Here is a 26,081-nt window from a genome sequence, read left to right as displayed (position 1 = left end):
GCAAACTGTGTATTTAATCTAGGTATATTTCGCGTGAGGGCTTTATGGTTTATCTTCAGCCAGTTGATACCTTGGTAACAAATTAACAACAAGGTATAGTAATGCGATTGATTGGCAATAAGGTCCTAGGATGGAAAATGAACAGCAGAACGATACACTCGAACTGGCATACGCGCGTATTCAAACGGCACTAGACACGGGGGCTACGTCCCTGAGTTTATCTGGTTTACACTTTACGTATTTACCAACCACGCTGAGTGTGTTGGCGGATACGTTAACCGAGCTTGATTTAAGCTTTTGCCGGTCGTTAACAAACCTTGACGATTTGGCGGGGCTGACCCAGTTAACACAATTAGATTTACGTGGTTGTAGATTAATAGACAACCTTGATGCCATAGGGGAAATGACTCAGTTAACGCAGTTAAGTTTAAGTGGACGTGGGTCATTAACGAACATAGATGCCTTGGCGGGGCTGACTCAGTTAACTCGTTTGGATTTAAGAGGTTTAAGCTCGTTAACGAACCTAGATGCTTTGGCGGGGCTGACTCAGTTAACTCGGTTGGATTTAAGAGATTTAAGCTCGTTAACGAACCTAGATGCTTTGGCGGGGCTGACTCAGTTGACTCGGTTGTATTTAAGAAATTTAAGCTCTTTAACGAGCCTAGGTGCTTTGGCGGGGCTGACTGAGTTAACTCAGTTGCGTTTATATGGTTGCCTTTCATTGACGAAGCTAGATGCCTTGGCGGGGCTGACTCAGTTAGCGCACTTGGATTTACGTGGTTGTAGGTCATTAACGAACCTAGATGCTTTGGCGGGGCTGACTCAGTTAACTCAATTGAATTTAAGTGATTGCCAGTCATTAACGAACCTGGATGCTTTGGCGGGGCTGACTGAGTTAACTCGGTTGGTTTTAAGTGATTGCCAGTCATTAACGAACCTGGATGCTTTGGCGGGGCTGACTCAGTTAACTCAGTTGTATTTTAGTAATTTAAGTTCGTTAGCGAACCTAGATGCTTTGGCGGGGCTGACTGAGTTAACTCGGTTGGTTTTAAGAGGTTTTAGCTCGTTAACGAACCTAAATGCCTTGGCGGGGCTGATTCAGTTAACTCGGTTGTATTTAAGTGATTGTCAGTCATTAACGAACCTAAATGCTTTGGCGGGGCTGACTCAGTTAACAGAATTGGATTTAAGTGATTGCGAGTCAGTGACGAGCCTTGCAGGCATTACAGGGCTGACTCAATTAACCGAGCTTAACTTGATGAATTGTGCTCGTATTAGAGATATCGAATTAGTGGTAACATTAACAAACCTAACCTGGTTGCGACTTGACGGGGTAGCATTAGATAATATTGGATTTGTGCCTGCATTACACAAGTTAGAATATATCGATTTAGATAATAATAGTATTACAGATATTACCCCTTTATATGCGCTCCCACAGTTAAATACAGTATTATTGCAGTATAATGCATTGGTGGATGTTGCGCAGCTTCATACATTACTAGAGTGCCCCACGCTTGAAGAATTGCAGTTGTACAGTAACCCTTTTGCTAGCCACTATGGTATTAAATTAGAAGAACATGAGGATTCACGTAGTGTGCTGCGAAATTTACTGTTTCGCATAGATGACAGTCATGGCAAGCATATTGTGCTGCCCAGCAAGGTACTGCTACTTGGCAACCACGCAGCGGGTAAAAGCAGTTTGGCACATTATTTAACCCAAGGCACTTTAGCGCATAATGGTGACTCAACCCATATTTTGCAAATAAAGCCGTATAAAAAACAGGCTGATGTGAGGGCGCGCAAGGCGGCCCATAAAGCGTCTGCTTTGCCGGATGCGCTCATTTATGATTTTGGTGGTCAAGATTATTACCATGGCATATATCGGGTTTTTATGAGTCAACATGCGTTGACGTGTTTATTATGGCACCCACAGTCAGACTGCAATAAGGTTGAAAAAGACAGCGAAAAAGTGATGAGCCGCCATTTTAACCGAGACTACTGGTTGGGGTATTGGCAACATTATAATGCACTATCGAGCGAGCGTACTATTAGCACAGCACAATTAACCTCACCGATAGACGCGCCCCCTTTTAGTGCCCCGCTTACCGATGACACGAAAAAAGAAGCCAATGCGGAGCCGGCGGCCCCACTGTTACTGATACAAACTCACGCTGATGAAGAGGCAAACTTACGCCCTTGTGATAACCCCTATGTCCTTAATCAGCATATTGTCAGTTTAGACTCAACGCAAGAAAACCCCCTATTTTCAGCAAGTTTACAATATTTTCAGGCACAACTTGATTCGTTGATTAGCCAAACGCAAAAAACCGTTGCAGCGGCGCTGTGGTACGAGAAGTTTTTAAAGATGATTTTTAGCGAGCATAAAAAAAGCGTTAAACGTCATTGGCAGGCAAAACCCGTGAGGGAGTTGGTAGCCCTGTATAATCCTTCGGTGAATAATGTAGCTCAGCAGCTTACCCATTTAAAAACAGAATTAAGTCAGTTGCACGCACAAGGTATGGTGTTGTATTACCCCAGTGTTAATGCTGAGAAAGTCTGGTTGCATCCCATGTCTTTTGCTTATTATGTGCACACAAAGGTATTGAGCAAAGCCACGCTGGGGGAATATAAAGGGGTGATCCCCGCTCAAGCGCTGCGTAATATTGATCAAGATATCATTAGTGTACTTGAAAAAGAGCAAGTGATATTTAAGCATGATTATGGCGACCAAGCCGGTGAGTACATAGTCCCTAATTACTTGCCTTTGACCGACGACACTCAGCATGATTATCATTTACTCACGTTTGGTGTACAGCGTGATTTTGCGTTTGGGTTGTGGTTTAAAGCATATTTACCGCTGGGCCTGATCAACCAGTTAATTTGTCACTTTGGTAATTTACCCAACTATAAAAAGTTTTGGCGTGATCAACTGTTATTTACCTTAGGGGTGACGGAGCAAGGCGGACAAAGCCAAGCCAGCCAAGTACTTATTAAGCTTATTTTTACCGAGCAACTGCAAATTAAAGTCTTTATTAACAACAGTGATGAGTACATAAGGACGGCCCACAGTCGGTATGTTTATTATGTGATCATGAGTTTATACAACGACGGGCAGCCTTTGCAGCAGGTTGGTGAGTTTGAACAGTACTTTGCGGCTTTATCACATGGTTCAGCGGAAAAATCAGCGACTAAGTACGAAGATACTTTGGCCGCAATGAAAGATAAAAAACCAACAGAGAAAGCCTTACCTCACTCTTTTGAAAAAAATGATGACACCGTCGCGCATGCAGCTGAGCACCTAAAAGCCTTAGAGCGCATTTATGTTACACCGCCACAAGGGTTGTGGGTGTCGGTTGATGAACGCCATTATATTAACGCCTTAGATTTGTCGAAAATTAATAGAGAAACCCGTTTACCGTGTGAGCTAATAACGCCGGTTAGAGCACCATCGAATCAAAAACAGTGGTTGTCGCTGGCACCATTTAAACCTTTTACCCATAGGAGGCCAAGTGCGATGTTAAAAGTATTTGTTTCTTATTCTCATGATGATATAGCCCCGCGCCGTGAGCTACAGCAGTACCTGATCAATTTAGAGCGTGATGGCATTATTGAGCTTTGGCAAGATGGTATGATCAACACCGGCGATGACTGGCATGACACCATAGTGACGGCGCTCGATGACGCGGATGTGATCATTATGTTGGTCAGTCAGAGCTTTATTGCCTCAAGTTATGTTCATAGCGTTGAAATGCCGCTGGCCCTGAAAAATATGGCGCGCAGTCAGGCTAAAATCTTCCCGATATTATTGAGCAACTGCGATTATCAAGACTGGCAAATTATGCCTGCTGACGTGCGTACACAGCTCAAGGACAAGCAAGGTATGGGGAATAAAAAAGAGGCTGAGGGTACGCAGAAAACAGCCGCAACTCCTGTGGTAATGGGGAAATACCAATTTTTTCCGCAGGATGAAGAGGCGCAGCGTTTAAAACCGCTTAATCGTTGGCAATACCCTGAAGATGCATGGACGCAAGTCACTCAACAACTGCGCACATTATCGACCAATACAAAGTAAAACAAGGCAAGTACCATGGATAAAGACACCTATTTAACAGAGCGCGTTGATGAGCAAATAGCCTGGTTTGATAACGCGAGTATGAAAAACCAACGGGCGTTTAACCGCTGTCGAGTAATCGAAATGGTCAGTGCTGCGGCGATCCCTTTTATTACTGGGATGTGGGGAGATACCACCATAGGCAAAGTGATTGTGGGCGGCCTTGGGGTACTGATCGGCATTTGTGCTGGCTTGATCAGCTTAAAAAAATATCAGGAAAATTGGGTCAGCTACCGTGCACAATGTGAGGCACTTAAACATGAAAAATATGTATTCTTAAGCCGTTGTGATGATTGCAAAGAAGAAGAGGCGTTTTGTCAGTTTGTAAAAAAGGTTGAAGGGATCCTATCGCAAGAAAATACCCAATGGCAGGCGCGAAACCGCAATACAGGCAAAGAAAAACGATAAAATACGAGAATGGATAATTGGCTGGTGGCCTTTAACTTGGCTTAACTTAACTCAATATAGCTTGGATTTTTAATCACAGTTTAAGAAGTCACTCGTTGCTAGCCGAAGATAGGTAAGTTACTTGTGATGTGCGATTGAGCGCAGATCACAAGTAAGTGTGAGCTAGTTATTAACGATAGAACGCTTCAACCGTGCCTTTAACTGTTAATAGTAGAGGTTGGCCACGACGATCTAGCGCTTTAGGAGAAGCCACTTTGATCCAGCCCTCACTGATGCAGTACTCTTCAACATCAAAGCGCTCTTTACCATTAATTTTAATGCCAATATCGTGCTTAAACACTTCTTCATCGTGAAAACGGCTGCGTGGGTTGATTGAAAGGCGATCTGGTAGTGCTGGTTGTGATGTAGTGTCGTTCATAACATAACTTCTTGTGAGTAAAATATGCGCCATTGTAGGCAATCGTTGTTTGATGCTCAAGCGCGATGCAATAAATATAAATAACTTGATGCTAAAAATGAATGCCTAGGCTGTGTTGGAGAATTCGTTTACAGAGCATCGCTTAGAATGCGTCGTGAAAAAGGCATGATATGTTTGCTTTTACACCACCCTCTAAGCGAGTAATTACCGTGTTTAAGAAAGTTTATATTTATCATTTTTCGCTGGCGTTAACCGAAGCTAGCGACGAATTATTTAGCACTTAGCACTTAGCACTCAGCAGTAAATTAGCACCCAGAGTAAGCAAATGAATGTTTAGCGGAAAGAAGTTTTTTAGAAAAATCGCGATTTTTGCATTGTGTTACTACACTGTTTACACAACGGTAATAATAGGTCGTGCAGTGTATGAAAAGATTGAGTATTGGTACCAGAGTATATGCGATGGGTTTTTCGCAGCTTTGTTTATTACTCATTGTGAGTGGGTTGTCTTTGATACAAATGGCAAAGATTGGTAATGAGCTAATAGATATTGCTGAAGAAGATATTCCGCTTACGCGATACTTAACTCAACTTACTGAGCACCAGTTAGAGCAAGCAATTTTATTTGAACGAGCGCTCCTATACAAGTCACTAGCCGACCAAGGTGAACAGAAATTTGCGCCTAAGTTCAGTACTGTATTGAATGAGATTTCAGCACTCAGTGAAAAGATAGAAAAGGAGTTAGCATTTGCCATATCATTTGCTGCAGAAGCAATCACAAAAGCACATTCAGATTCTGCCAGACAAGAATTTACCAAAGTAACTAAACAATTACGTAGCATAGACGGGCACTATGCCAGTGTGAATTCACATATGATGAGTGTGCTAGATAGGCTGTCTTCTAACCCGCTTGTACAGGTTATGGATGACGTGGTGGCTGTGGAGCAAGAAGAAGATGACTTGAAAAATGAACTGATCGCTTTGCTGGATGACATTCAGTCTTATACCCAAGAAGCATCATTGCAAGCTGAGCATGATGAGCAAGCAGCAATTGTATGGATTGCGGTAACGTCTGCTGTGGCGGTTGGGTTTGCTTTGTTTATATCATTTGTGATTGGTCGTTCGATAACCACGCCGATAAATGAACTTATTGTCAGATTGAAAGCTGTGGCCAATGGCGACGGGGACTTAACGGTTAAGTTAGATGAGTCGGCCAGAGATGAAACCGGTATTATGGCGCGGGAGTTTAATAAATTTATTGGTAATCTACGTCATATTATTGCCAGTACTAATAACATTGTGAAGAGCCTCGGAGAGTCATCAGAATTAGCCACACAGGTTGTTGGCCAAACCCAGCAAAACGTGATTGCACAAAAAGATCAAACGGAGATGGTAGCTTCGGCTATTTATCAAATGACAACAACCACACAAGATGTGTCTAAAAGTACAGCGAACGCAGCAGAAGCGACGCAAAATGTACGAAATAAGGTGGCATCAAGCAAAGCAATTGCTTCTGAAACAAATAATATTATTGAAAACCTCGTTGTTGAAATGAATGAAGCATCGAGTGATATTACGTCGTTAGTGGAAGAAACCAACAACATAAGCACGGTACTTGAGTCGATTCAGAGCATTTCTGAGCAAACAAACTTACTGGCACTCAATGCTGCTATCGAGGCGGCTCGAGCGGGAGAAACAGGGCGAGGGTTTGCGGTTGTAGCTGATGAAGTCAGAACGCTTGCAAGCCGAACTCAAGGTTCAACAGCGGATATTCAAGACTTATTGGCTCGCTTAAAAACAGAAGCTAATAAGGTGGTTGTGAGCATGGCAAAAGGCACAGAAAGTGCCAGTGCTTGTTTAGGGAAAAGCCGAGAGACCCGCAGCACATTAGATGAAGCAGCCCAGTCTATAGACCTAATTAATGACTTAAACACACAAATTGCGACAGCCACAGAGGAGCAATCAGTGGTTGCAGTGGATATTGATAAGAGTGTGACCAACATCAATGATCTTGCCAGTGAAACCGCTGAAGGGGCGAATGAAACCTCCACTGCAAACCAAAACATAGCCCAGCGTGTCGTTGATTTACATGCGAACTTTGATCGCTTTGTGACCTAAGTGTCACACCTTCATATTGAGCCTGCGCAGCGTACAATATGAAGGCATTGAGCAGTACAGAGCCTTACTAGAGTCATCTTTAGTAAGGCTTTTTTAGTTGATGAGCATAACGTTTTGTTAAACGTAGCATTGTTAAACGTAGCATTGTTAAACGTGAGACTGATGGGGAGAATACAGGTAAGTCATATGGTGATGAGACAAGTGGGCCACCACCTTGCTCCAAAATGATGGCTCGATTTTTTGTGATGATTATTTATCACGGTTTAGCTGAGCATGACTCAGTGCAAATGTTGCGTGCGCAGTGATTAAACGACGTCCGATGATGGCGGGTATGATGGTTTGCGAAGTATATACGCCAGCACCATGACTTCGATAGCTGCCACGAGTGCGAGTACCCAGATTGCTGGTTGGCTGTAGCATAAAATAATAAAGCCCAGCAACATACCTATACCTGCGCCCCATTTGCCTTTTGGGGGCACGACTTGGTGTTGTTGCCACATTTGTAGGCTAGGCCCAAAGCGTGGGTGAGTCAGTAACCAGTTGGCAAAACGAGGTGATGAACGGGTAAAGCAGGCTAACGCAAGAATAAAAAAAATTGTGGTGGGCATAACAGGTAAAATGATTCCGATGAACCCCAAGGCAACGAAAATAATGCCAATCAAATGTAGCCAAAAACATCGGTTGAAAATGTTGTTTAGACCGCTCTTCATGCCTATGACCCTGTAATATCACTCATTTTAAGCTTATCACAGGGTTAATTAAAAGCGAGTTTTTGTATTTAACCTCAGCTCTGGATAAGTGAATGTGCCCAATAAAGCTATTTTTCTCACTCTCGGCGTTGCTTTCATTTGTAATAGCCCGCTATTACTGCATAAAAGTGCCTTGATATTGCGTAAAATATCATCATTGGATTGTAGTTAAGTTTGTTTTAAAAACATTTTCTATTCCAAAACCCTTATCCAAACCTGAGGCTATTTAGATAAACGCTTTAAACGGTTGGTCGAGAGGGGTTTTGGCTAAGTGATTCACATAGTTACTCATAACTTTTTGTGCCAAACCTAAAATGATGTCGAGCAAATGTTGTTGCGTATACCCTACGGCAAAAAATTGCTGCTGTTCTTGTTCGCTCAGTTGCCCTCTATTTCGTACTAGTTGTAATACGGTAGTACGCAAAGTTTCCAACTTTTGCGTTGGCAGTGCTGTGTGCGCTCGTAGTGCTTGTGTGAGTTCATCAGCGACGCCCATAGACTTAGCAATAGCGCTATGCGCCGGCACACAGTAATGGCAGTTATGTTCAATATTAATGGTTTGCCAGACCACGGTTTTTTCTTCGCTGTTAAAAGCGCTATTAAGAAATAAACTGTGTAATGTTTGATAGGCCTGCAAGTGAGGGGCAGACTCGGCCATAACTGCGTGTAAATTTGGCAGCATACCAAACGTATTAACGGAATCTTGTAACAAAGGTTTGCTTGGTTCAGGCGCGCTTTCTAAAGTGTGAAGGGTAAATTGAGTCATGTGGAAATACCTTTTACTGTTTAAGTTATATACCACATTAGCTGTATTTGAATGATTGTTCAAATAAGGTTTGGCTATATTGAGTGCATAAATAGACTAGCTGCTGTTGAAAGTTTTTTAATTGAGAGTCGGTCGCACAGAAACCCTTGTGCGACCGTAATATTACGCGTTAACCAATGTGTATGACTAAAAGTAGTAGCCAATATTGATGTTAAAGCGACGCTCAGTGTCGGTGCTATCACCGGCGATAGAACCACCAACGAAAGGCTGGTTTTTGGCATGAACTAAATCAAAGTAAGTAAATAACCCACCGGCAGCAACAGAGACTCCTGTTACATTCATCCAGGTATCTTCGCTCGCATCTGATTTGTCATAAATAATGCCAAAGTCGTTGTAAAATTGCAGTCCGGTTACTGCGCCCCATTTTACGGGTAAACTGTAAGCAATGTTGGCACTAGAAGTGGTGGCTTGTGCTGCAATACTGTCGTAAAACGCATATGCTCCAACAGCCATGCGATCGACGCCTTCAATATCATGATCGTATTCACCGTGCTGTAGCTGAAGGTTCCAAGGTCCAATATTGCTGTTTAAATGTAGTGCCCACGCGAGGCTGTCTCCGACACGATCATTGCCGTCATGTAACCCACCGAGCTGCCCAGAAAACCCAACCTCGGTTGTGCCTCCAGCGTGTTGGATATGATATCCATAACGTGCAGCAAAGGTGTTGTATTCACCGATAGCTTGCGTTGGGCTATCATAAATACCGTCCGAACTCTGGCGGTAGCCAACGACGTCGTATGAATAGCGATCTGCTCGGTCACCAACGTAGCCATCCACGCCACCTAGTTCATCATTTTTAAAAAAGCCGATATCTAGTTGCCAGTTGTCACTTAATTTACGCTTAAATAGAACGCCTAAGTCATGATCGTCTTCTAGGCCAATATAATAATTGGTACTAAAAAAGTAATTATGAGAATTATAAGGCCAGTTGCCAAAAGGGACTTTTGTGATCCCCGCTTGTACCTGCCAGTCTTTAGAAAAGTCATAGGCGGCATAGGCATATTTTACCGCAGTCATATAATCAAAGAAGCGTATTTCAGCATGTAATTCGACGTCTCCTACGTCACCAGCAAAGTTGACACGAAATAGATCAAAATCAAAGTCACCACCGCGATTTTTATTTCCATCGTTATAAGATGTGTGGCTGTAGTTGGTTCGAACCGCACCGCCGACTTTGATCCCCGAGGTGGATTTGGACTGAGGTTGTTTTACTTTTTTTGCATCATCTTCAATTTTTTGTATTTGCTGTTGCAGCTTAGCCAGTTGTTGTTTTAATTGAGCTAATTCGTCGACATTCGCCAACGTCGGCTGCGAGAGTAGCCCTGTCGCTAGGGCGAGCGCACTATATTTTAACATGATTATTATTCAATAAAGTTGCTAATGGGAGTGCTAATAGGGTAGACCATTTCGCACTTAGATCATAATAACATATCTGTAATATATGATTTTTAAGTAATTATCTAGTTATTTCTCGAGTTATGTGGAGGAGGCTAATAGTAAGCGCCTAAGCTAATCGGTGCTGTTATTTAGAGGTAATATAAAGCGGGTAGGTTAGTAAAAGAAGATACATTGTATGCGCTATATCAAAGGTGCCTGTGAAAAGTGGTTATAGAGTGATCATACCCTTGATAGTGAGAGTATGTTTACAGTCAGGTATATGAAGATGCTTCATATTCGCGGTTATTTATTTACTCAACACGCGTAAATTAGGTAACCTAGCTCGTGAATTTCAACACTTAAATAAGGTGAACTATGGATCTTTCAGCATCAGTGTCTATTCAGCGTACTGAGAGCGGTCTTGAGTATATACAAGTCGATAGCCCGTTGTGTCATGGTAAAGTTTTTTTACAAGGGGCGCAGCTAACGGAGTTTACGCCTAAAGGCCGAGATAACTTAATTTGGGTGTCAGCTGATGAAGATTACGTAGAAGGAAAAGCTGTACGCGGTGGGATCCCTATATGTTGGCCTTGGTTTGGTGTGCATAGCGATGCTGATTGGCCTATCCATGGAGTTGCTAGAAAGCTGGTTTGGCGTGCAGAAGAAGTGATTGAACACGACACGCATATTGAAGTGCGTTTATCACTTCCGATGACGTTGGTTGATGATACCTATTGGCCACATCAGTCAAAATTGGAAGTGACTTTTATGTTTGGGCAAAGTATTGAAGTACGCTTAACGAACACCAATTTAGGGCAACACGCCTTTACGCTCACTCAGGCTTTACATACGTATTTTCCAACACCAAATATCCATGAAACATCTGTAGAAGGACTACAAGGGTCGAAGTATATTGAATTTGGTGAAGGGCCGTTTGCACAAAATGAAGTGGTGCATTTTGCCCGAGAAACTGACATGGTCTACACCCAAGCCCCTGCAGTACAAGTGATCAATACACCAAAAGGCCGCATAGAAGTAGCCCGCGAAAACTCACAGTCATGTGTACTTTGGAATCCGTGGATAGAAAAGTCGCAGCGGTTAAGTAATTTTAAAGATGATGAGTACTTGTCGATGCTATGTTTAGAAGCGGCTAATGTGATGGATGATGCCATTACGGTACAGCCCGGAGAAAGCCATACTTTGACAACGCGCCTGCGTTGGATCTAATACCCATTTCATTTTGATTATCGTATCCTTGTAGTGAACCAATCACTGCAAGGAAACAATATGTCTGTTCTTATTATTGATGACAACCCTGAAGTACGTTTGAGTGCTGCATATTTGTTGGAAGACCATGATTATGCAGTACTTGAGGCCGACTCTCCTGATACGGCAAAACAACTGTTAGCAGTAAAGTCTATTGAGCTAATACTACTGGACATGAATTTTAGCCGAGATACCACTTCAGGTGAGGAAGGATTAGCATTTTTACGTTGGTTGAATATACATTACCCAGATAGAGCAGTGATATGTTTGACTGGCTGGTCGAGTGTGAACCTTGCTGTTGAAGCGATGCAATTGGGAGCCTGCGACTTCATAGAAAAGCCCTGGCAAAATGAAAGCTTATTGGCGTCGATTGTTGATCAGTTCAAACTGATGTCAAAACAAAAAGTAACAGCCTCTAAGTCGTTAATTGAACCCAAAGCTGATGCGCCATACCAATGGCAAAGCCAATGTATGAAAGCGTTAGAGCAGCAGTTACAAAAAGTTGCATCAACCAATGCGACCATCTTGCTAGCGGGCCCAAGTGGGGTTGGAAAAAGCCATATAGCACAGTCGGTACATCAATTGTCAGCACGTCAAACAGGGCCTTGGGTGAGCGTAAATATGGGCTCATTAAGTAGCAGCCTGTTTGAAAGTGAAATGTTTGGCCATGTTAAGGGGGCTTTTACTGATGCCAAGTCAGCGAGGGAGGGCCGTTTTGCAATGGCGCGACAAGGGACGCTGTTTTTAGATGAGATTGGTACGCTCGAAATACCATTACAAGCCAAGTTATTGAGAGTGCTTGAATCTGGAGAGTATGAACGGGTGGGCAGTAGTGCCACAGAAAAAACGGATATTCGACTTATTTGTGCCAGCAATATTAATTTTGACCGAGCAATTGAGGATGGGGAGTTTCGTACTGATTTATTTTACCGAATTAATACGTTCAGTTTCGCGGTGCCTCGTTTTTATGAGCGACGAGATGATATTCTGCCATTTGCACAGTATATGTTAGCTGTCCATGCGCAGCGCTACGGGCTGCCCACTAAATCATTGGCTGAGTGTGCGAAAACCAAATTACGGCAGTACACTTGGCCAGGTAATGTGCGTGAAGTGAGTCATGTTATGGAACGCGCTTTGTTATTAAGTGAACAACCCGAAATTAAAGCCACAGATTGCCAACTGCGGTTAGTTAACCCTCAGCGAGAGCACAGTGAAAACGAAGTGAAGACATTAGCAGACATTGAAAAGAATCATATCGTGTTTATTCTAAATCAGTGCGATGGGCATATTGGTGATGCAGCACAACGGTTAGGGCTTACTAAGTCGTCACTATATCGGCGTATTGAAAAGTATGGCCTTAAAGATCATGGCTAATTTTGAGCAACGACAAGCCCGTTATATTGGGTTACTTAGCCTTGGGATAATCATTTTATTGATGATCAGTTTATGGCAACTTGGTTTATCGCCAGTTTGGCTGGTGGTGAGTTGTTTATTATTTTCTATCGTATTGTTGCTTGGGTACCGACGTCAAAAAATACAGCTGATGCAGGTATTGGCACGAGCCAACTGGCAATTAGAAGCGATTTTCGCGGAAGACTTTAATCAGCAAATCAAAGCTCAGTATAAAAGCGGCGAAGTGGCGCTTTTTGAACAGCAGTTAATAGCACTAAGTGAGCATTTACACCGCCATAAAAGCCGCTATAACAGCCAGGTTTTTATTATCTATCAGCTGATAGACAAACTTGATATACCCGTGATGGTGTTTGATCAGGCTCACTCATTAAGTTATTCAAACACTGCATTTGAACATTTATACAGACAACCTTGGCAAACGATGAAAGGTGCGTCGCGAGACACATTACAATTAACTTGTAAAAATCATATTTGGCAATTTACTGATAATAATTTAGCGCGTCATTGGCAGTTACATAGTAGTGAGTTTAAAGAGGGTGAAGAACAATATGTGCTATTGATTGCGTCTAATATACGGCAACGGCTGCGAGAGAATGAATTGCAGGCATGGCAGCAGTTGATCAGAGTGATAAGCCATGAAATTAATAACTCTCTGACACCTGTTAGCTCATTGGCCCAAAGTTTAAATGGTAAAATGACCGAGCATAGAGATACCCAAGCTCTAGACGTTATAAAGCAACGTTGCGAGCATTTACAGTCGTTTGTCGGGCGTTATGCAAAGGCAAGCGAACACTTGGAAATTTCGCCCAGTGTTACACTACTACAACCCGTTTTTGACCATGTTGTGCAACTTTTCCCCGCGCAACGTTTCAAGCTAGACTGTCGGGCACCTCGGTGTATGGCAGATCAGCAATTATTACAGCAAGTTATGATTAATGTGTGTAAAAATGCCATTGAATCTCAACAGCAACCACAGACTGGCATTGTATTATCAAGCGCTTACTCTCAAGAAAAAGTGCTTATTTCAATCCGTGACTATGGGGCTGGATTTGCGAACTTAGATAATGTTTTTACGCCATTTTATACGACAAAACAGACGGGGCAAGGTATTGGCTTAACACTCAGTCGCAATATTATTGAACAACATAACGGTGAACTCTTATTAGAAAATACCGCACAAGGTGCGCGAGTAACGATTATATTACCCATACCAGTTGATAGTAATTCTCATTAACATATAATAAAGTTGAAAAGGAGGTTAATATGTTAGTGATACTGTGTTTGTTAGCGTTATTATTAGTGGTAGCTGTTCTTATCAATGTGAAGGCAAGTAACACATTCAGCCGTTGGTTGCATCGCGCGGGTGTATGGTGTGCCGCATCATTATTGGCATCCGCCATGTACTATGCCGGCCTGAGTGCCTTACTTGCTATGTGTGTGTTAATTATATCGGCAGGTATATTGAGTTTATTTGTGTCGTTAGCGAACCCTGTTGCTAACCCAAGTTAATACCGAATCGGTATTAATGTTTAAGATACACCACGACAAGTAAGCAAAGTTTGCAATACTAAACATAAGATGCTTTTTGCGGATGAGTTATGTTGCGATTGCTAGCGGGGCTATATATGTGTTGTTGCTCATGGGTGTGTTGGGGAGCACTGCATTGGGAAACAATACAGACTGAACACTTCAATGTGCATTACACCAAAGGGCATCAAGCGTGGGCGCAGGCCGCAGCGCAAGAGTTAGAAACTGTTCGCGATATTGTGTTAGTACAGCAAAATCGCAGTTTACCCAGCGTTGCAGATGTGGTGGTATTTGACCCATATCATGGTGCCAATGGGTTTGCCCTACCCAGCACAGACAATCCGCTGATGGCGCTTTTTACCACTCCTCCTCAATCGGATACGGTTATTTCCAATCACCACAGCTGGCTACAGTTATTGATACTGCATGAATATGTTCATTTGGTGCACCTATCTCAGCCAACACGTCATCGATTTAGACAAGTAATACGAGATATATCTGATATCTATGATTTAACCTCTGCGATGGTGCCGCGCTGGGTTGCTGAGGGGTACGCCACCCTATTAGAATCGAAAATAACAGGCCGGGGTCGGCTCTTTGATAATTACAGTGAAGCTATTATCAGGGAGTTTGCTCGTCAAGGTGCGCTGCCAACGTATGCGCAGTTGAACGGAGGAGATAACCGCTACCTATCTGATTCAATGGCATATTTACTCGGTGCGCGATTTTTAGCATGGCTAGAATCAAGGTACTCTGAGCATAGGCTTGATGCGGTGTGGACCCGAATGCAAGCTGTGAAAAAGCGGGATTTTGAAGATGCTTTTCAAGGTATATTTAACCATTCTGCGGCTGTTTTATATCGACGCTTTACGGCGGCATACACTTATCACACTATGCAAGTGACTGCTGAACAACCACCATTAAATGACGCACTGTGGACGACGACGAAATTTAGTGTACATAGCCCAGCATTGTCGCCAGATAAAGGGTTATTAGCGGTGGTTGAACGCGATGCCCAAGGGCGATCTTATTTGAATGTGTATTCGACGAGCGATAATGCTGAAGCAAAAAAAAAGTTTATCGCACAACAAAAAAAGCTGCTTGAAATAGACCCACATGATATTGCTGATACGACTCCTGAAGTTTACCCGAAAAAACTGCTTTTTAGTCTTCCTGCACGTGGTCAAAGAGGGTGTCGTTACCCGCATTGGCAGGGAAGTGATACGCTTTTATTTGTTTCTTCGGTGAGGGATAAATCACATGCGACGGTCGTTTCTGGAGAGTTATTTAGTTGGTCCCTATCAACCGGTAAAGTCACTCAGCTAACTGAAAATGCCCGAATTAGACGCTTTACCTTAAACCAAAGAGCCCAGACAATGTATGCTGAGCAGGTGCATTTTGGTTACTCTCAGTTAGTTGAGATTACCCTCGCAACGAATCATGTTAAGGCCATTACACACAGAGAGTTAGGGACAGTTTATGACCATCCGGTATTAAATCACTCTGGTAACAAACTTGCTTATTTAAGGGTTAAAGCAAACGGCAATTGGCAGTTGGTTGTGCGTGATCTAGTCGATAGCTCAGAGACGTTGGTTCCTATGCCAAAAGGGTATCAGTATTTAGCGCACCCTCAGTGGGATATGGCTGGTCGCTCCATCAGCTTTGTTGCAGGGCGGGCAGGGTTACTTGATATCTACCGTTACGACTTTGAGTTACAAACACGATATAAATTGACCGATGGGCAACATGTATTTACATACCCACTGCCCTTAAGCAAGGATCGTCTACTGTTTTTAGCGAAGACGGCACAAGGCACACAGTTACGGGTACTGAGTGTTGGCAATGAGCAGCTAGTTAATACCATCAGCCGCTCGAGCTCTATGCCGCTAGCCTCACCCAGAGATGTATTATTACCCAAAGTTGAACGTCATAATACACCATTGCCGAGCCAGCCTTATGATATATGGCGACAGTCAACATCACTGGCTGTCGGGGGGCAATATCACAGTAATGGGAGTTCATTGTTACATGTGGGTATCACCGGGTCTGATTTATTAGATTTACTGAGTTGGCAGGTTGGTGTGACGCAAGATCTAGCGGGTGATGCATTATCGGGTCGATTTGCTGATTTACGTTATGTTGGCCAATATGCCAATTGGCACGCTAAAGTATTTGATACACGTTTTTCTGCACCGATCCGCTCCCAGCATTATGATAAAAGCAGTCACAGACGGCGTGGCATTTTTTTGCAAGCTGGCACGGGTTATCAGGCTGAACATTGGCGATTAGATACCCATTTAGCTGGCCAATTGGGCGATGAGCTTACTGACGTAGAGCGAGATGAACTGCGTTGGTCACGGTTTGGTGTATCTCATCAATGGCACGAAGACCGACAGAGCGTGGCAGTTGGCAGCCACGTGTCATGGCATTGGTTACAGGGTAAGAGCGGCGAGCAATCATGGCAAGGCTATGACCTCTCAGCACGGCTATTTGGCCGTGTAGACACATTTCCTTGGTATATTTCAGGTAAATATCAGCACAGACACAATGTGTTTATGGTGTTAGGGGGATTGGAGTCACCTATCGCAGACAATAATAGCCATGTGAATACACTTTTTATCCCTGAGCTAAGTATGGCAAGCCTGAGCGGTTTACAGTACCAACAGTTTGGTGGGGGTGTTACTTGGCGCGCGAATAGACCGTGGCTTTATTATCATCAACATCATTTAGACAGACAACTTATTGGCCACAGTTATGGATTACGCTTATCAAGGAAGATAGAAAAAGGCAGTTGGCTTGGTAAGTTTGCCCCTGCAGGCGTGAGTAATTTGCGCATTGATATGGGATTAAGCCGACTATCCGGCGCATCGATAAGTGATGAAAATAGCGTGTGGTTAGGTATTTGGTATGACTTGAGGTAACCACAATAAAAGGGCAGCCTGCGATTGAGGCTGCCCTACGTCTTCATTTAACTTGGAGGTAGAAATAGGTTAATTAGTTAGTATAGTCAGCTTTTAAAGACACGCCACTAAATGCTCTATAAGCTCTTAACATGACATGATATCGACCAGCACCTTGGTTAACTGTACATGTTTCACTGTTGCCATTTCTATACGGGCGACATGCGTAACTTGATGTCGTTGGTTTTTGATCTTTTCTCACATACAGATCAGCATCACCGGTTCCGCCAGAGATCACAAAGTTGATGTTAGTGGCACCAGCCGGGACGTCTATATAGTAGAAGGCTTCAGAGCGATAACTGCCTTGAAGGCTTGTTTTGGCAACCCCTTTTTGCAGCTGAGCTGGGTCTGTACCATCATTAACAGATACCGATTTGCTGGTGGTTGCTTGCTTGCCTTCTGAGTCCGTCACAGTTAAAGAGACGGTATAGTCGCCGACCGTTTGATAGCTATGTGTCGAGTTAGCACCAAAGCCACTGCTACTATTGTCACCAAATTGCCATTCATATTGGCTAATTGAACCATTCGGTGTGCTCGATGCAGTGCCATCAAACGTGCAATTGAGCGCAGAGCAGTTAAAGGAGAAACTTGCCGTTGGCAGCATATCACCTGGTCCGTTATCACCAACAGGCACTTGGTTGTTAAAGTGGCTGGCTACTTGTGGCCAAATTCGACTGATTTTAGCACCTTTATTGGTACATCCACCTAAATGATGTAATGCGATTACATTGTTGGTCGCGGCTGCTAAGACCGGAGAACCAGATGAACCACCAATGGTGTCACAGTAATATCCTAAGTCAGTACCTGTGCCACGGCCGTTGGCATTTGGTTCATTGACTTGGCATAGACTATTGCTATCTTGATCTGATTCGATTGACAGTTCTTTTGGGTTTCCAGAACCATGTTGTGGAATATAAATACGCTCGCCTTGTGTCGCATCGCGAGTGTCTAATCCGAAGTAACCAAATGGTGCTGCTTTGGCGAAATCGTTAATTGAAAATAATGTGTAATCTAATGTGTAGTCGGTTTTGAAAAAGTCTTTACCGGTCACTTTAACGACGGTTTCTTTGGTTGAACCGTTACAGCTGGTGTTTTGATAGTTAAACCAGACTTCAGTTGAGGCAAGTTCCGCAGCCGACTCAACACAGTGATTATTGGTAAACATGTTATTATCGGCACCTACACGCCACCCTGTACAGAGACTACGACCACCAATAACAAGGCGCGCAACGGGGCGGCTACGCTCAAATTCTACAGGGTGAGAATTTGCCCAACATTGCACATCTTTACGCTCATTGACGCCGCATGTTGACTGAGTGCCTATATCAGGCCCGCCTAATATACTGATCTCATTCTCTGTTCCATAGAAATAATGATCTATGGTCGGCGCTTGCTTACTCGAACCTGCAGTATATTCAACGACCACAGTATCACTAGAAATAGACATGGCAGAGAATGAACTGACGCCATTATCTCCCGCTTCGGTGTCTAATGTGGCTTTATTCATATCGGCAAGGGTGTATTCATAGCGTTCGCTATTATCGAGATTTCTTACAATGAGTTTACCACCGCCTTTAAGATCGAGATCTTTGAAGTGCAGTTTGATGTAACTTGCATCAGGATGAGAGATGGTTTGCTTAAACGATCCCGCTTTTGTGGTAAGCACAATATTGGTTTCTGCTTTCGCACCAATAATGGCTTCGCTTGTGTTGTTAGTATATTTCAGCATTTGCGCTTCTGTGAGCGGCGCTTGTGCCATCGCGGTGAGTGATACAGAGCCAATTAGCGGCAGTAAATAACGCACTTTCATTTTAATTTCCTTTACATGTAGTTGTCGTTTGTCGAAAATTCGAACACAACCAACATAGTTATTAAAATGTTAACTGTAAAGTTTTTTTGTTTACTTTGTAGTTACTTTTTGTGTGTTATTTGCTCTAACGTAGACAGTTTTGCTTGGTAGATGCCTAATTTTTTTTGGTCTTCTGCTTTACTAAGTGCTTCAGATAAATATGCTTTTGATTGTACTAAGTCGTTCTTAAGGTAATAAAGTTTAGCCAATTCAAAATAAGGCTCTGGTAAATAAGAGTATTCGATAGCAAGCTCGCTGAGCAGCTTTTCTGCTGTGTTGTAATGCTGTTTTTGAATCGCATTTTGGGCAATTGAAATAATATCAAATGGGGTTTTAGCGATTAGGTTATTCATATTTTCTAGCTTATTTACCAACGTATAATTGCTGTTATCTTGCGCCAAAGCAGCGTAGCTAGTCAGTAAATTAGTACTGACTAAATTATGTGTTAAAGCAAATTCAAAGAGTTGTTTTGCTGTCTCTGAGTCGCCTGCTCTACGGTGTAAGATAGCAGCGATATTAATGAGTTCAGGATCATTTTTAACATGTTTAAACGATTGAATTATATGTGAATAGCTCTCATTAAAACGTTTATTTAAGAGTGCGTCAGCAGCATGGTTAGCGTAAAATTTTGCGACAAGATCATCAACTGTTGCGGTATCTACGAAGTAAATATCTTGCGCTGGAAAATAGTCAATCACCGTGCCTGGGCGGATGGCGCTTATGAAGCCTTTTTCTCCTTCAGTGGGAGCCAGCAGTTTGGTGTTGAAATGGTTCGAAATAAGTAAAGTTTGCCCTGACATTTTATAAACGGGGATAGAAGCGACTTCTCTAAAGCTGGTTTCTATGCCAATTAAGTTGGCGTAAGCCTGCGTTAGTATAGCAAGACTAATACAGTTACCTTGATCTTGGTTGAGTGTTTGTGTTGCCGATAAGGTTGCGCCATCGTATGAAAAACTAGCGAGTTTATTTTTTAGATAAGCGGGTATGACGCGATCTTGTCGTATACCTTGTTCAAGGGCTTTTTGCTGATAAGCGAAAAAACGATTTTGCTCAGCCAGAGGTAGCGAAAAAATGTCAGTTACTTCTGGCGTGGGCTGACGATTAAATAAAGAGTGATTGAATAGCGCAACAGCATCTACAGGAGTTGTGGGTATTTTATTTGTCGTCGTACAGCCAGAAAGAAAAGCTAACCCCATGATAAATAGTATCTGTTTCATCTTATTATTCTCATCACCAATGTGTTCATCAATTTATCGCGTTCGATAGAGTTCGGCAAGTGTAATGGTTTCTTTGCGTCTCATTAATTGTTTTTTATTGCATTTATTGCAATCTTTGGCTGTGTGATTAAAATGCAGATCTTCAATTTATATCCACAACGTATTGTTTTACAAGTTTTGTTTTTAAATTACGTCATATTTACCTATTTACATAAAAGTAACTGGAGTGTGTTGCATTGGCCATATATTTGCCTATTCTTTCATCGTTGATATTAATGTTTAGCTTTTTGCCGTTGGTCAAAAAAATCCGTAAAAACCGCAGTGTGTCGGGGTTATCATTATTGATGATGAGTTTTGGGGTGGCACAGAGCAGCTACTTTATAGCGTATAACGTATTTTTCGATAGGTTATTTATGATGTTACCATTTGTGGTGACCGGTATGTTAAGTTCACTCATATTGTATTATTTTGTCCGTTATAATGCTTGCTCACAGCAGCGCCGACAGTTAGCCATGATGTTAGGTTTTTCTGTATTGCCATTTTTATTATTATTGAGCCCATTAGTTGCGGCTGCTGAGTTGTTTACCTGGCTCACTTTTGTTGGTTTGATCATGAGTTCACTTCGTGTCATGCCTCAGACTTACAAAACGATTAAAAGCAAAGATGTTGCAAACCTGAGTGCAGGTTACTTTAGCTTGCAGTTTTTAGCTGGGGTGGTGGGTTTATCAGCCGAACTGAATATGGCACAAGTCAGTGTGGCACATCTTATGACGTTTGTGATGATATTATTGACGAATGCGGCACAGATGGGCTGTATTTCTTATTATCGTCGCCGCCCTTCTGTGGCTTAAAGTCTGCCTTTAGATCTCACGGCTCAGGGGTATGCTAATTTTGATGCATGCACCCGCCTCTATATTATATAAGGTTATTTTCCCGCCATGTAACTGGACTATATCTATCTTGATGCTCTATCTTAATGCTCTATCTTAATGCTCTATCTTAATGCTCTATCTTAATGCTCTATCTTAATGTTCCATCTTAATGTTCTACCTTGATGATGGGTTGATATCGATATTCATTTACGGTGCTCACTGCAGGTAATACAGTGATATATGAAACTTTGCAGATAATATTTAATGTAAATAAAAACAAATACTTAAGATACTTTAATTTGATTTTTTGATAAATGTGTTCGATATCAAACACTAGGCTGTTCGATTTTAAAAAAGTTTCAATACGGCATTGATAAGTGACTTTTCGTTAAGTTTCAAAACCGGAATAGCAGTCCGATTTTGAGAGAGTAGAGTATGCTTTTATAAAAAATAAAACTTAATTATATGAAATGTATTAAGTTTTATTTTGGCATGCTTTTGGCTTTGTATTTATCAAGTGTGTAAATAAAGAGAAGTAGATAGTGTGGATATTGCGAAGCCAAGGGCATCTAAAGCATATCAACATGGCATAGTGCTACTGTGCCTTATCATAGTGGGCCTTGGTATAGGCTGGGTTGGGCTCAAATCTAATGCAGTTACTGTTGTGAAACGTGTCGATATTATGACTGATACTGTGAAACAAGGACCGGTATCTATCAAGGTCAGTAGTTTTGGTAAATTACACAGTGCTGAGCGCTATATTATTACCAGTGAGAGTGATGCAATAGTCGAAGCGGTACTTCATCAAGCGGGTAGTATTTTACAAAAAGGTCAGGTCATTGCACGTTTGTCTAACCCCGATTTGCAGTTGCAAATAAAGCAGCATGAGCAGTTATTACAGCAAGCAATGATAATGCGTGCGCAGCTGCAGCTTACCCATCAGCGGGAGCTGCTTTTAGAGCAAACTGAAATTGATACCCTTATCGGGGATTTAAAAACGGCTGAACTTGAATTCACGGCACAACAAGCCTTATTGCGTAAAGGTATTGTTTCGATGTTGACGTTTTTACAAGTGAAATCCAAAAAAGAGAATCTCACACGTCAATTAAGCAGTATAAAAAAGCGCTTTTTACAATTGGAAAAATTACAAGCCAGCATGCTGCAACTTGCGAAGCAACGCATAGATATGCAGTCTTGGGAGTTGACGCGGTTGCGTACTCGGGAGGCAAGTTTAACCGTAAAAGCCCCTCAGCTTGGCGTGTTACAGCGTATGCCTTTAACTGTGGGGCAAAGAGTGCAAAAAGGGGCTGAGTTAGCATTGCTGGGTAGCCCGAAAAACTTAACTGCACGGTTGAAAGTGCCGCAAAGTGTCATAGCCAAAGTGGCTATTGGCCAAAGATGTGAAGTACGGATCCGCGAGCACAGTGTGGCCGGTGTTGTGCAGAGAATAAGCTCTCAAGTAGAAAATAACAGCGTTGAGGTTGAAGTGAGTCTTCTGGGAGATCTGCCTTTGAGTGCGAGGCCTTTGTTGAATATTGATGCTGAGATTATTGTGGCACAGTTGGAGGATGCATTGTATATGTTACGCCCAGCTCACTACAGCGCAGTTAAGCCGATTGTTTTATATAAAATATTAGCCGGAGGTCAGACAAAAGCGACTACGGTCAGTTTTGACAATAGTTCAGGAAAACTTGCCGTGGTCGCTGACGGAGCAAGCGTTGGTGAACAGTTCATTATTTCAGACTTAACAACGCTGGCGCAGCAAGGTGCGCAGGTGGAATTGTATTAATCATATTTTTGGGAGCACATGATGGATGTTGTAATTTCAATGCACGCTGTGAATAAGGTATTTGAAACAGAACTATTGCAAACGCATGCTTTAAGGAATATTCAGTTAGTTATCAGAGAGGGGGAATTTGTTTCTATATCTGGGCCTTCAGGCTGTGGTAAGTCTACATTATTATCGATCATGGGGTTATTAGAGTCGCCCAGTAGCGGTGAGTACTACATCAATGGAACTGATGTGTCAAAACTGACATCAGATGATGCTGCTGAAATACGAAATCAAGAGATTGGGTTTATATTTCAGTCCTTTAATTTGGCAAATGAGTTGTCGGTATTGGAGAATGTCTCACTGCCTTTACGTTATAGCAGTGCCAAGCCGGACAAAGCGAGTATAAAGCAGCGAGCGTTAGCCTGCCTTGAACAAGTAGGCTTATCGCATAGAGCTGGCCATAAACCGAATCAGTTATCAGGCGGTCAACAGCAACGTGTTGCCATTGCCAGAGCGCTTATTGCTGAACCTGCAATTTTACTCATCGATGAGCCGACTGGTAATTTGGATTCAAAAAGTGGTGACTCAGTGATGAGTTTGATTGGTGAGCTTCACAGGCAAGGCCGCACGATCTGTATGGTGACACATGACCCAAGATATGCAGATATGGCCCCTAAAAAAATTAAACTACTCGATGGTGAAATACTGGGTGATATAAGCACAGTGCCAGCGCATGTTGCTTTGAAGGCATGATGATGATCACACATGCACTTTCACAGATTTTAACGACCCCGCGTTACACGTTCAGTGTGATGATGAGTATGGTGATAGCATTAACGACGTTATTTATTGCTGTGACACTCACCTATTCTCTTTTGTTTAGCCCGTTACCTTACCCGAATTCGGATCGCCTCGTTAAAGTCGAATTTGCTCAGTATGATGCGAATAGTAAGTTTAATGTTGAGGCATTTAATTATCCGAGCCTCATGGCTTTGTACCAGCAAAGGCGTCACTTAGAAGAGATTGCATTAGTGCACTATGCAGAACAACTTTTATTGTCCCATGTGGATAGCCCCAAAGTGAATACGGCATTTGTAACACACGAATGGTTTTCAATGTTTGATATACCCATGCATTTGGGGCGAGGCTTTACACATCAAAGTGATAATACCCTCTCTGTTGCGGTACTGAGCTTTGAGCATTGGCAAAAGTACTTTGAGCAAGACTCTCAAATTGTCGGTAAAACGATTTCTTTTGGAAAGGCGCGTTTTCAAGTTATCGGCGTGACGGCGGCACATTTTATCGAGGCGAATTTAGCACAGTTTAATCAAAAAACCGGAGTATGGTTAGCGTGGGATCATAATTTAACCACACAAGAAGCTAGAAGCTTTTGGTGGAACCGATATTCAAATAATTTAATGGTCGCCCGGTTGCCTGAGTCTGAAACGATTGAGGCTATGAGTCTGAATTTATCACAAGAAATGAATAGTTTGTGGCAAACGAACGTGCAGGGTGAAACCTATTTTGATGGTTGGCACATAAAAATATGGTTAAGCCCTTTGAAAGCAGTCTTATTGGGGTCGAGCCGCTCGCTCGTTTTAGGTGTATTGGCTGGCGCGATAGGGTTATTACTCATGGTTTTGTTTAATGTCTGTAACTTGTACATCGCCATGTTAGCAACGCGAAGACATCAGCTGGTGCTTCGTGTCGCGTTGGGTGCAAAAAAGAAACAGTTGTATGCGCAGCTGTGGTTTGAAGGATTACTTATCATGTGTACGGCCACGACACTGGCTATGATAATCGCCCACTTAAGCTTGCTTTATGGTGCACCTTGGTTAGCGACTTTATTCCCTCATGTAAGTTTGCTGACACTATCTTGGCCTGTTGTGGCAATAATACTCGCCAGTGTGTTACTGCTAAACAGTGTATTGGTTTCAGTTGGTCTGTCGCGACTGCCGTATCAAGGTTTAGCGCAAGCTATGGCGGGTGCGACAAAAGGGGGGGGTGTGCAAGTCAGTGCGAAGCAAATTAATATATCCGTAGTCAGTCAGCTCGCCATTGCCATGATGATTGTTAGCTGTTTATTAGCTGTTGCATGGCAGCAATGGCAGAAAATTGAACAGGCACACGCGCTGCCATTACAAGATAAATTTATTGTGCAACTTTCGGATACTACTGGGGGTGGGGAGGTGGTGCAACAAGCAGCCTATAAACACGCCGCCGATGTACTTGAAGCGCTCCCTATGGTTGAACAAGTTAGTCGTAGTAATTCCCCATTAGGGGAGCGGCTTATTAGCTGGGATCTGACTTTGGTTGATACGCTAAAAAAGGTGACGCCATTAGGAAAAGTGGTAGATCACCGCTATGCATCGTTCTTTTCACAGACGTTATTGGCTGGTCGGTTTTTTGACGTCACAGATGTACAAAATAATGCCAATGTTTTAATGATCAGTGAGTCATTAGCTAAGCAACTGGGTGGTATTGAACAAGCATTATCAACTCGACTGAGTTTTAATATTAATGACCCAGATGCGGCGATGCAGATAATTGGGGTAGTGGCTGATCAAGCGAGTGTGAGTGACTCAAGAACCCCGAGTTTTGTGTATCGAGCTACACAGGGCAGGCATTATTTGTTGGTGCATTTAGTACCAGGCTATTCACTATCAAAAGCGAACATGGAGCAGCTATTTGAACAACACCAGCCAGGTATGAAAGTATTCAGGGTTCAGAGCCTTGAAAGCCAGAGAACAGCGCTATTACTCGCTAATAAGCTACTGCTATGGGTAAGTATCTGCATCACAATTGCGACGCTCGTTTTGGCTGCAGTAGGGTTATTTGGTGTAATGAGTATCCGTCAATCAGCTCAGCAGCAAACCATCGCCATGAAGCGAGCAATAGGAGTAAAAAATTCACAATTGATAACGGAAATGCTGTTTCAATTTGGTCGGATTGCAGTCATCGCGACGCTTATTGCATTGTTGGGCGGTATGTTTTTAGTCAATCGTTTTACGATTGCAATGGATGTATGGTTTGTGAGCTTTTGTATTGCCGTTAGTCTGGTGTTGATCAATGCGGTTTTTTGGGCGTACCAACCACTACAGCAACAACTGGGGCAGGCCATTGGGCGTCAGCTGCGTACAGAGAATTGAGAGAATCAATTACAGATAACTTAATACTTACTATTCGGCTTTTTGAA

Annotated in this window: 18 protein-coding genes; 12 read left to right on the top strand and 6 right to left on the bottom strand. The window is 42.7% G+C overall.

Annotated features, from left to right (window positions below; translation table 11 throughout):
- Positions 1–130: 130 nt before the first annotated feature.
- Positions 131–4,075: a leucine-rich repeat protein gene (locus PCIT_RS17015; RefSeq protein WP_192992821.1), complete on the top strand. Its 3,945-nt coding sequence runs from the start codon at positions 131–133 to the stop codon at positions 4,073–4,075.
- A 15-nt stretch (positions 4,076–4,090) separates the two neighbouring features.
- Positions 4,091–4,522, top strand: coding sequence for a DUF4231 domain-containing protein (locus PCIT_RS17010; RefSeq protein ID WP_010365167.1), 432 nt, complete (start codon positions 4,091–4,093; stop codon positions 4,520–4,522).
- 169 nt (positions 4,523–4,691) lie between these two features.
- Here the strand turns inward: PCIT_RS17010 and PCIT_RS17005 are convergent, their stop codons facing one another.
- Positions 4,692–4,940, bottom strand: coding sequence for a DUF3297 family protein (locus PCIT_RS17005; protein ID WP_010365168.1), 249 nt, complete (start codon positions 4,938–4,940; stop codon positions 4,692–4,694).
- A gap of 423 nt (positions 4,941–5,363) precedes the next feature.
- Here PCIT_RS17005 and PCIT_RS17000 point away from each other — a divergent pair, with 423 nt between their 5' ends.
- Positions 5,364–7,055 (top strand): methyl-accepting chemotaxis protein, encoded by a 1,692-nt coding sequence (locus PCIT_RS17000; RefSeq protein ID WP_010365169.1) that lies wholly within the window; start codon positions 5,364–5,366, stop codon positions 7,053–7,055.
- A 305-nt stretch (positions 7,056–7,360) separates the two neighbouring features.
- On the opposite strand, the gene PCIT_RS16995 is transcribed toward PCIT_RS17000, so the two are convergent.
- From PCIT_RS16995 to PCIT_RS16985, 3 genes are all read right to left on the bottom strand, one after another.
- A complete protein-coding gene (locus PCIT_RS16995; protein WP_010365170.1) occupies positions 7,361–7,765 on the bottom strand; it encodes a YbaN family protein in 405 nt (134 codons plus the stop codon).
- 265 nt (positions 7,766–8,030) lie between these two features.
- Positions 8,031–8,570, bottom strand: coding sequence for a carboxymuconolactone decarboxylase family protein (locus PCIT_RS16990; RefSeq protein WP_010365171.1), 540 nt, complete (start codon positions 8,568–8,570; stop codon positions 8,031–8,033).
- Between the two features lie 186 nt (positions 8,571–8,756).
- The gene (locus PCIT_RS16985) at positions 8,757–9,986 is read right to left on the bottom strand and encodes a porin family protein (RefSeq protein WP_010365172.1); all 1,230 of its coding nucleotides are present in this window, start codon (positions 9,984–9,986) and stop codon (positions 8,757–8,759) included.
- Positions 9,987–10,382: 396 nt separating this feature from the next.
- On the opposite strand from PCIT_RS16985, the gene PCIT_RS16980 reads away from it, so the two are divergent.
- The 5 genes from PCIT_RS16980 (at position 10,383) to PCIT_RS16960 (ending at position 17,134) form a co-directional block, all read left to right on the top strand.
- Positions 10,383–11,234, top strand: coding sequence for a D-hexose-6-phosphate mutarotase (locus PCIT_RS16980; RefSeq protein WP_010365173.1), 852 nt, complete (start codon positions 10,383–10,385; stop codon positions 11,232–11,234).
- Positions 11,235–11,294: 60 nt separating this feature from the next.
- A complete protein-coding gene (locus tag PCIT_RS16975) occupies positions 11,295–12,647 on the top strand; it encodes a sigma-54-dependent transcriptional regulator (RefSeq protein ID WP_010365174.1) in 1,353 nt (450 codons plus the stop codon).
- Complete coding sequence (locus PCIT_RS16970; protein WP_040696468.1) at positions 12,625–13,920, top strand: sensor histidine kinase; 1,296 nt, start codon at positions 12,625–12,627, stop codon at positions 13,918–13,920. Before PCIT_RS16975 ends, PCIT_RS16970 begins: the two co-directional genes overlap by 23 nt.
- Positions 13,921–13,949: 29 nt before the next feature.
- Positions 13,950–14,195 (top strand): hypothetical protein, encoded by a 246-nt coding sequence (locus PCIT_RS16965; RefSeq protein WP_010365177.1) that lies wholly within the window; start codon positions 13,950–13,952, stop codon positions 14,193–14,195.
- Between the two features lie 89 nt (positions 14,196–14,284).
- On the top strand, positions 14,285–17,134 hold the full coding sequence (locus PCIT_RS16960; RefSeq protein ID WP_040696465.1) for a TolB family protein: 2,850 nt from the start codon (positions 14,285–14,287) through the stop codon (positions 17,132–17,134).
- A 73-nt stretch (positions 17,135–17,207) separates the two neighbouring features.
- On the opposite strand, the gene PCIT_RS16955 is transcribed toward PCIT_RS16960, so the two are convergent.
- Entirely contained in the window at positions 17,208–18,983 is a 1,776-nt protein-coding gene (locus PCIT_RS16955) for a PKD domain-containing protein (RefSeq protein ID WP_010365181.1), read from the bottom strand.
- A 101-nt stretch (positions 18,984–19,084) separates the two neighbouring features.
- Complete coding sequence (locus PCIT_RS16950; RefSeq protein ID WP_010365183.1) at positions 19,085–20,239, bottom strand: tetratricopeptide repeat protein; 1,155 nt, start codon at positions 20,237–20,239, stop codon at positions 19,085–19,087.
- Positions 20,240–20,475: 236 nt separating this feature from the next.
- On the opposite strand from PCIT_RS16950, the gene PCIT_RS16945 reads away from it, so the two are divergent.
- The 4 genes from PCIT_RS16945 to PCIT_RS16930 all read left to right on the top strand — a co-directional run bounded on the left by PCIT_RS16945 (position 20,476) and on the right by PCIT_RS16930 (position 26,034).
- Positions 20,476–21,090: a PQ-loop repeat-containing protein gene (locus PCIT_RS16945; protein WP_040696461.1), complete on the top strand. Its 615-nt coding sequence runs from the start codon at positions 20,476–20,478 to the stop codon at positions 21,088–21,090.
- A 565-nt stretch (positions 21,091–21,655) separates the two neighbouring features.
- On the top strand, positions 21,656–22,900 hold the full coding sequence (locus PCIT_RS16940) for an HlyD family secretion protein (RefSeq protein WP_010365186.1): 1,245 nt from the start codon (positions 21,656–21,658) through the stop codon (positions 22,898–22,900).
- Positions 22,901–22,918: 18 nt separating this feature from the next.
- Positions 22,919–23,638 carry an ABC transporter ATP-binding protein gene (locus tag PCIT_RS16935; RefSeq protein ID WP_040696458.1) on the top strand — a complete coding sequence of 240 codons (720 nt, stop codon included), beginning with the start codon at positions 22,919–22,921 and terminating at the stop codon, positions 23,636–23,638.
- A 2-nt stretch (positions 23,639–23,640) separates the two neighbouring features.
- Positions 23,641–26,034 (top strand): ABC transporter permease, encoded by a 2,394-nt coding sequence (locus PCIT_RS16930; RefSeq protein WP_040696455.1) that lies wholly within the window; start codon positions 23,641–23,643, stop codon positions 26,032–26,034.
- Positions 26,035–26,081: the final 47 nt, after the last annotated feature.

Origin of the sequence: Pseudoalteromonas citrea (assembly GCF_000238375.3) — a bacterium.
Classification (GTDB): Bacteria; Pseudomonadota; Gammaproteobacteria; order Enterobacterales; family Alteromonadaceae; genus Pseudoalteromonas; species Pseudoalteromonas citrea.
This window is presented reverse-complemented; position numbering and strand designations above follow the sequence as displayed.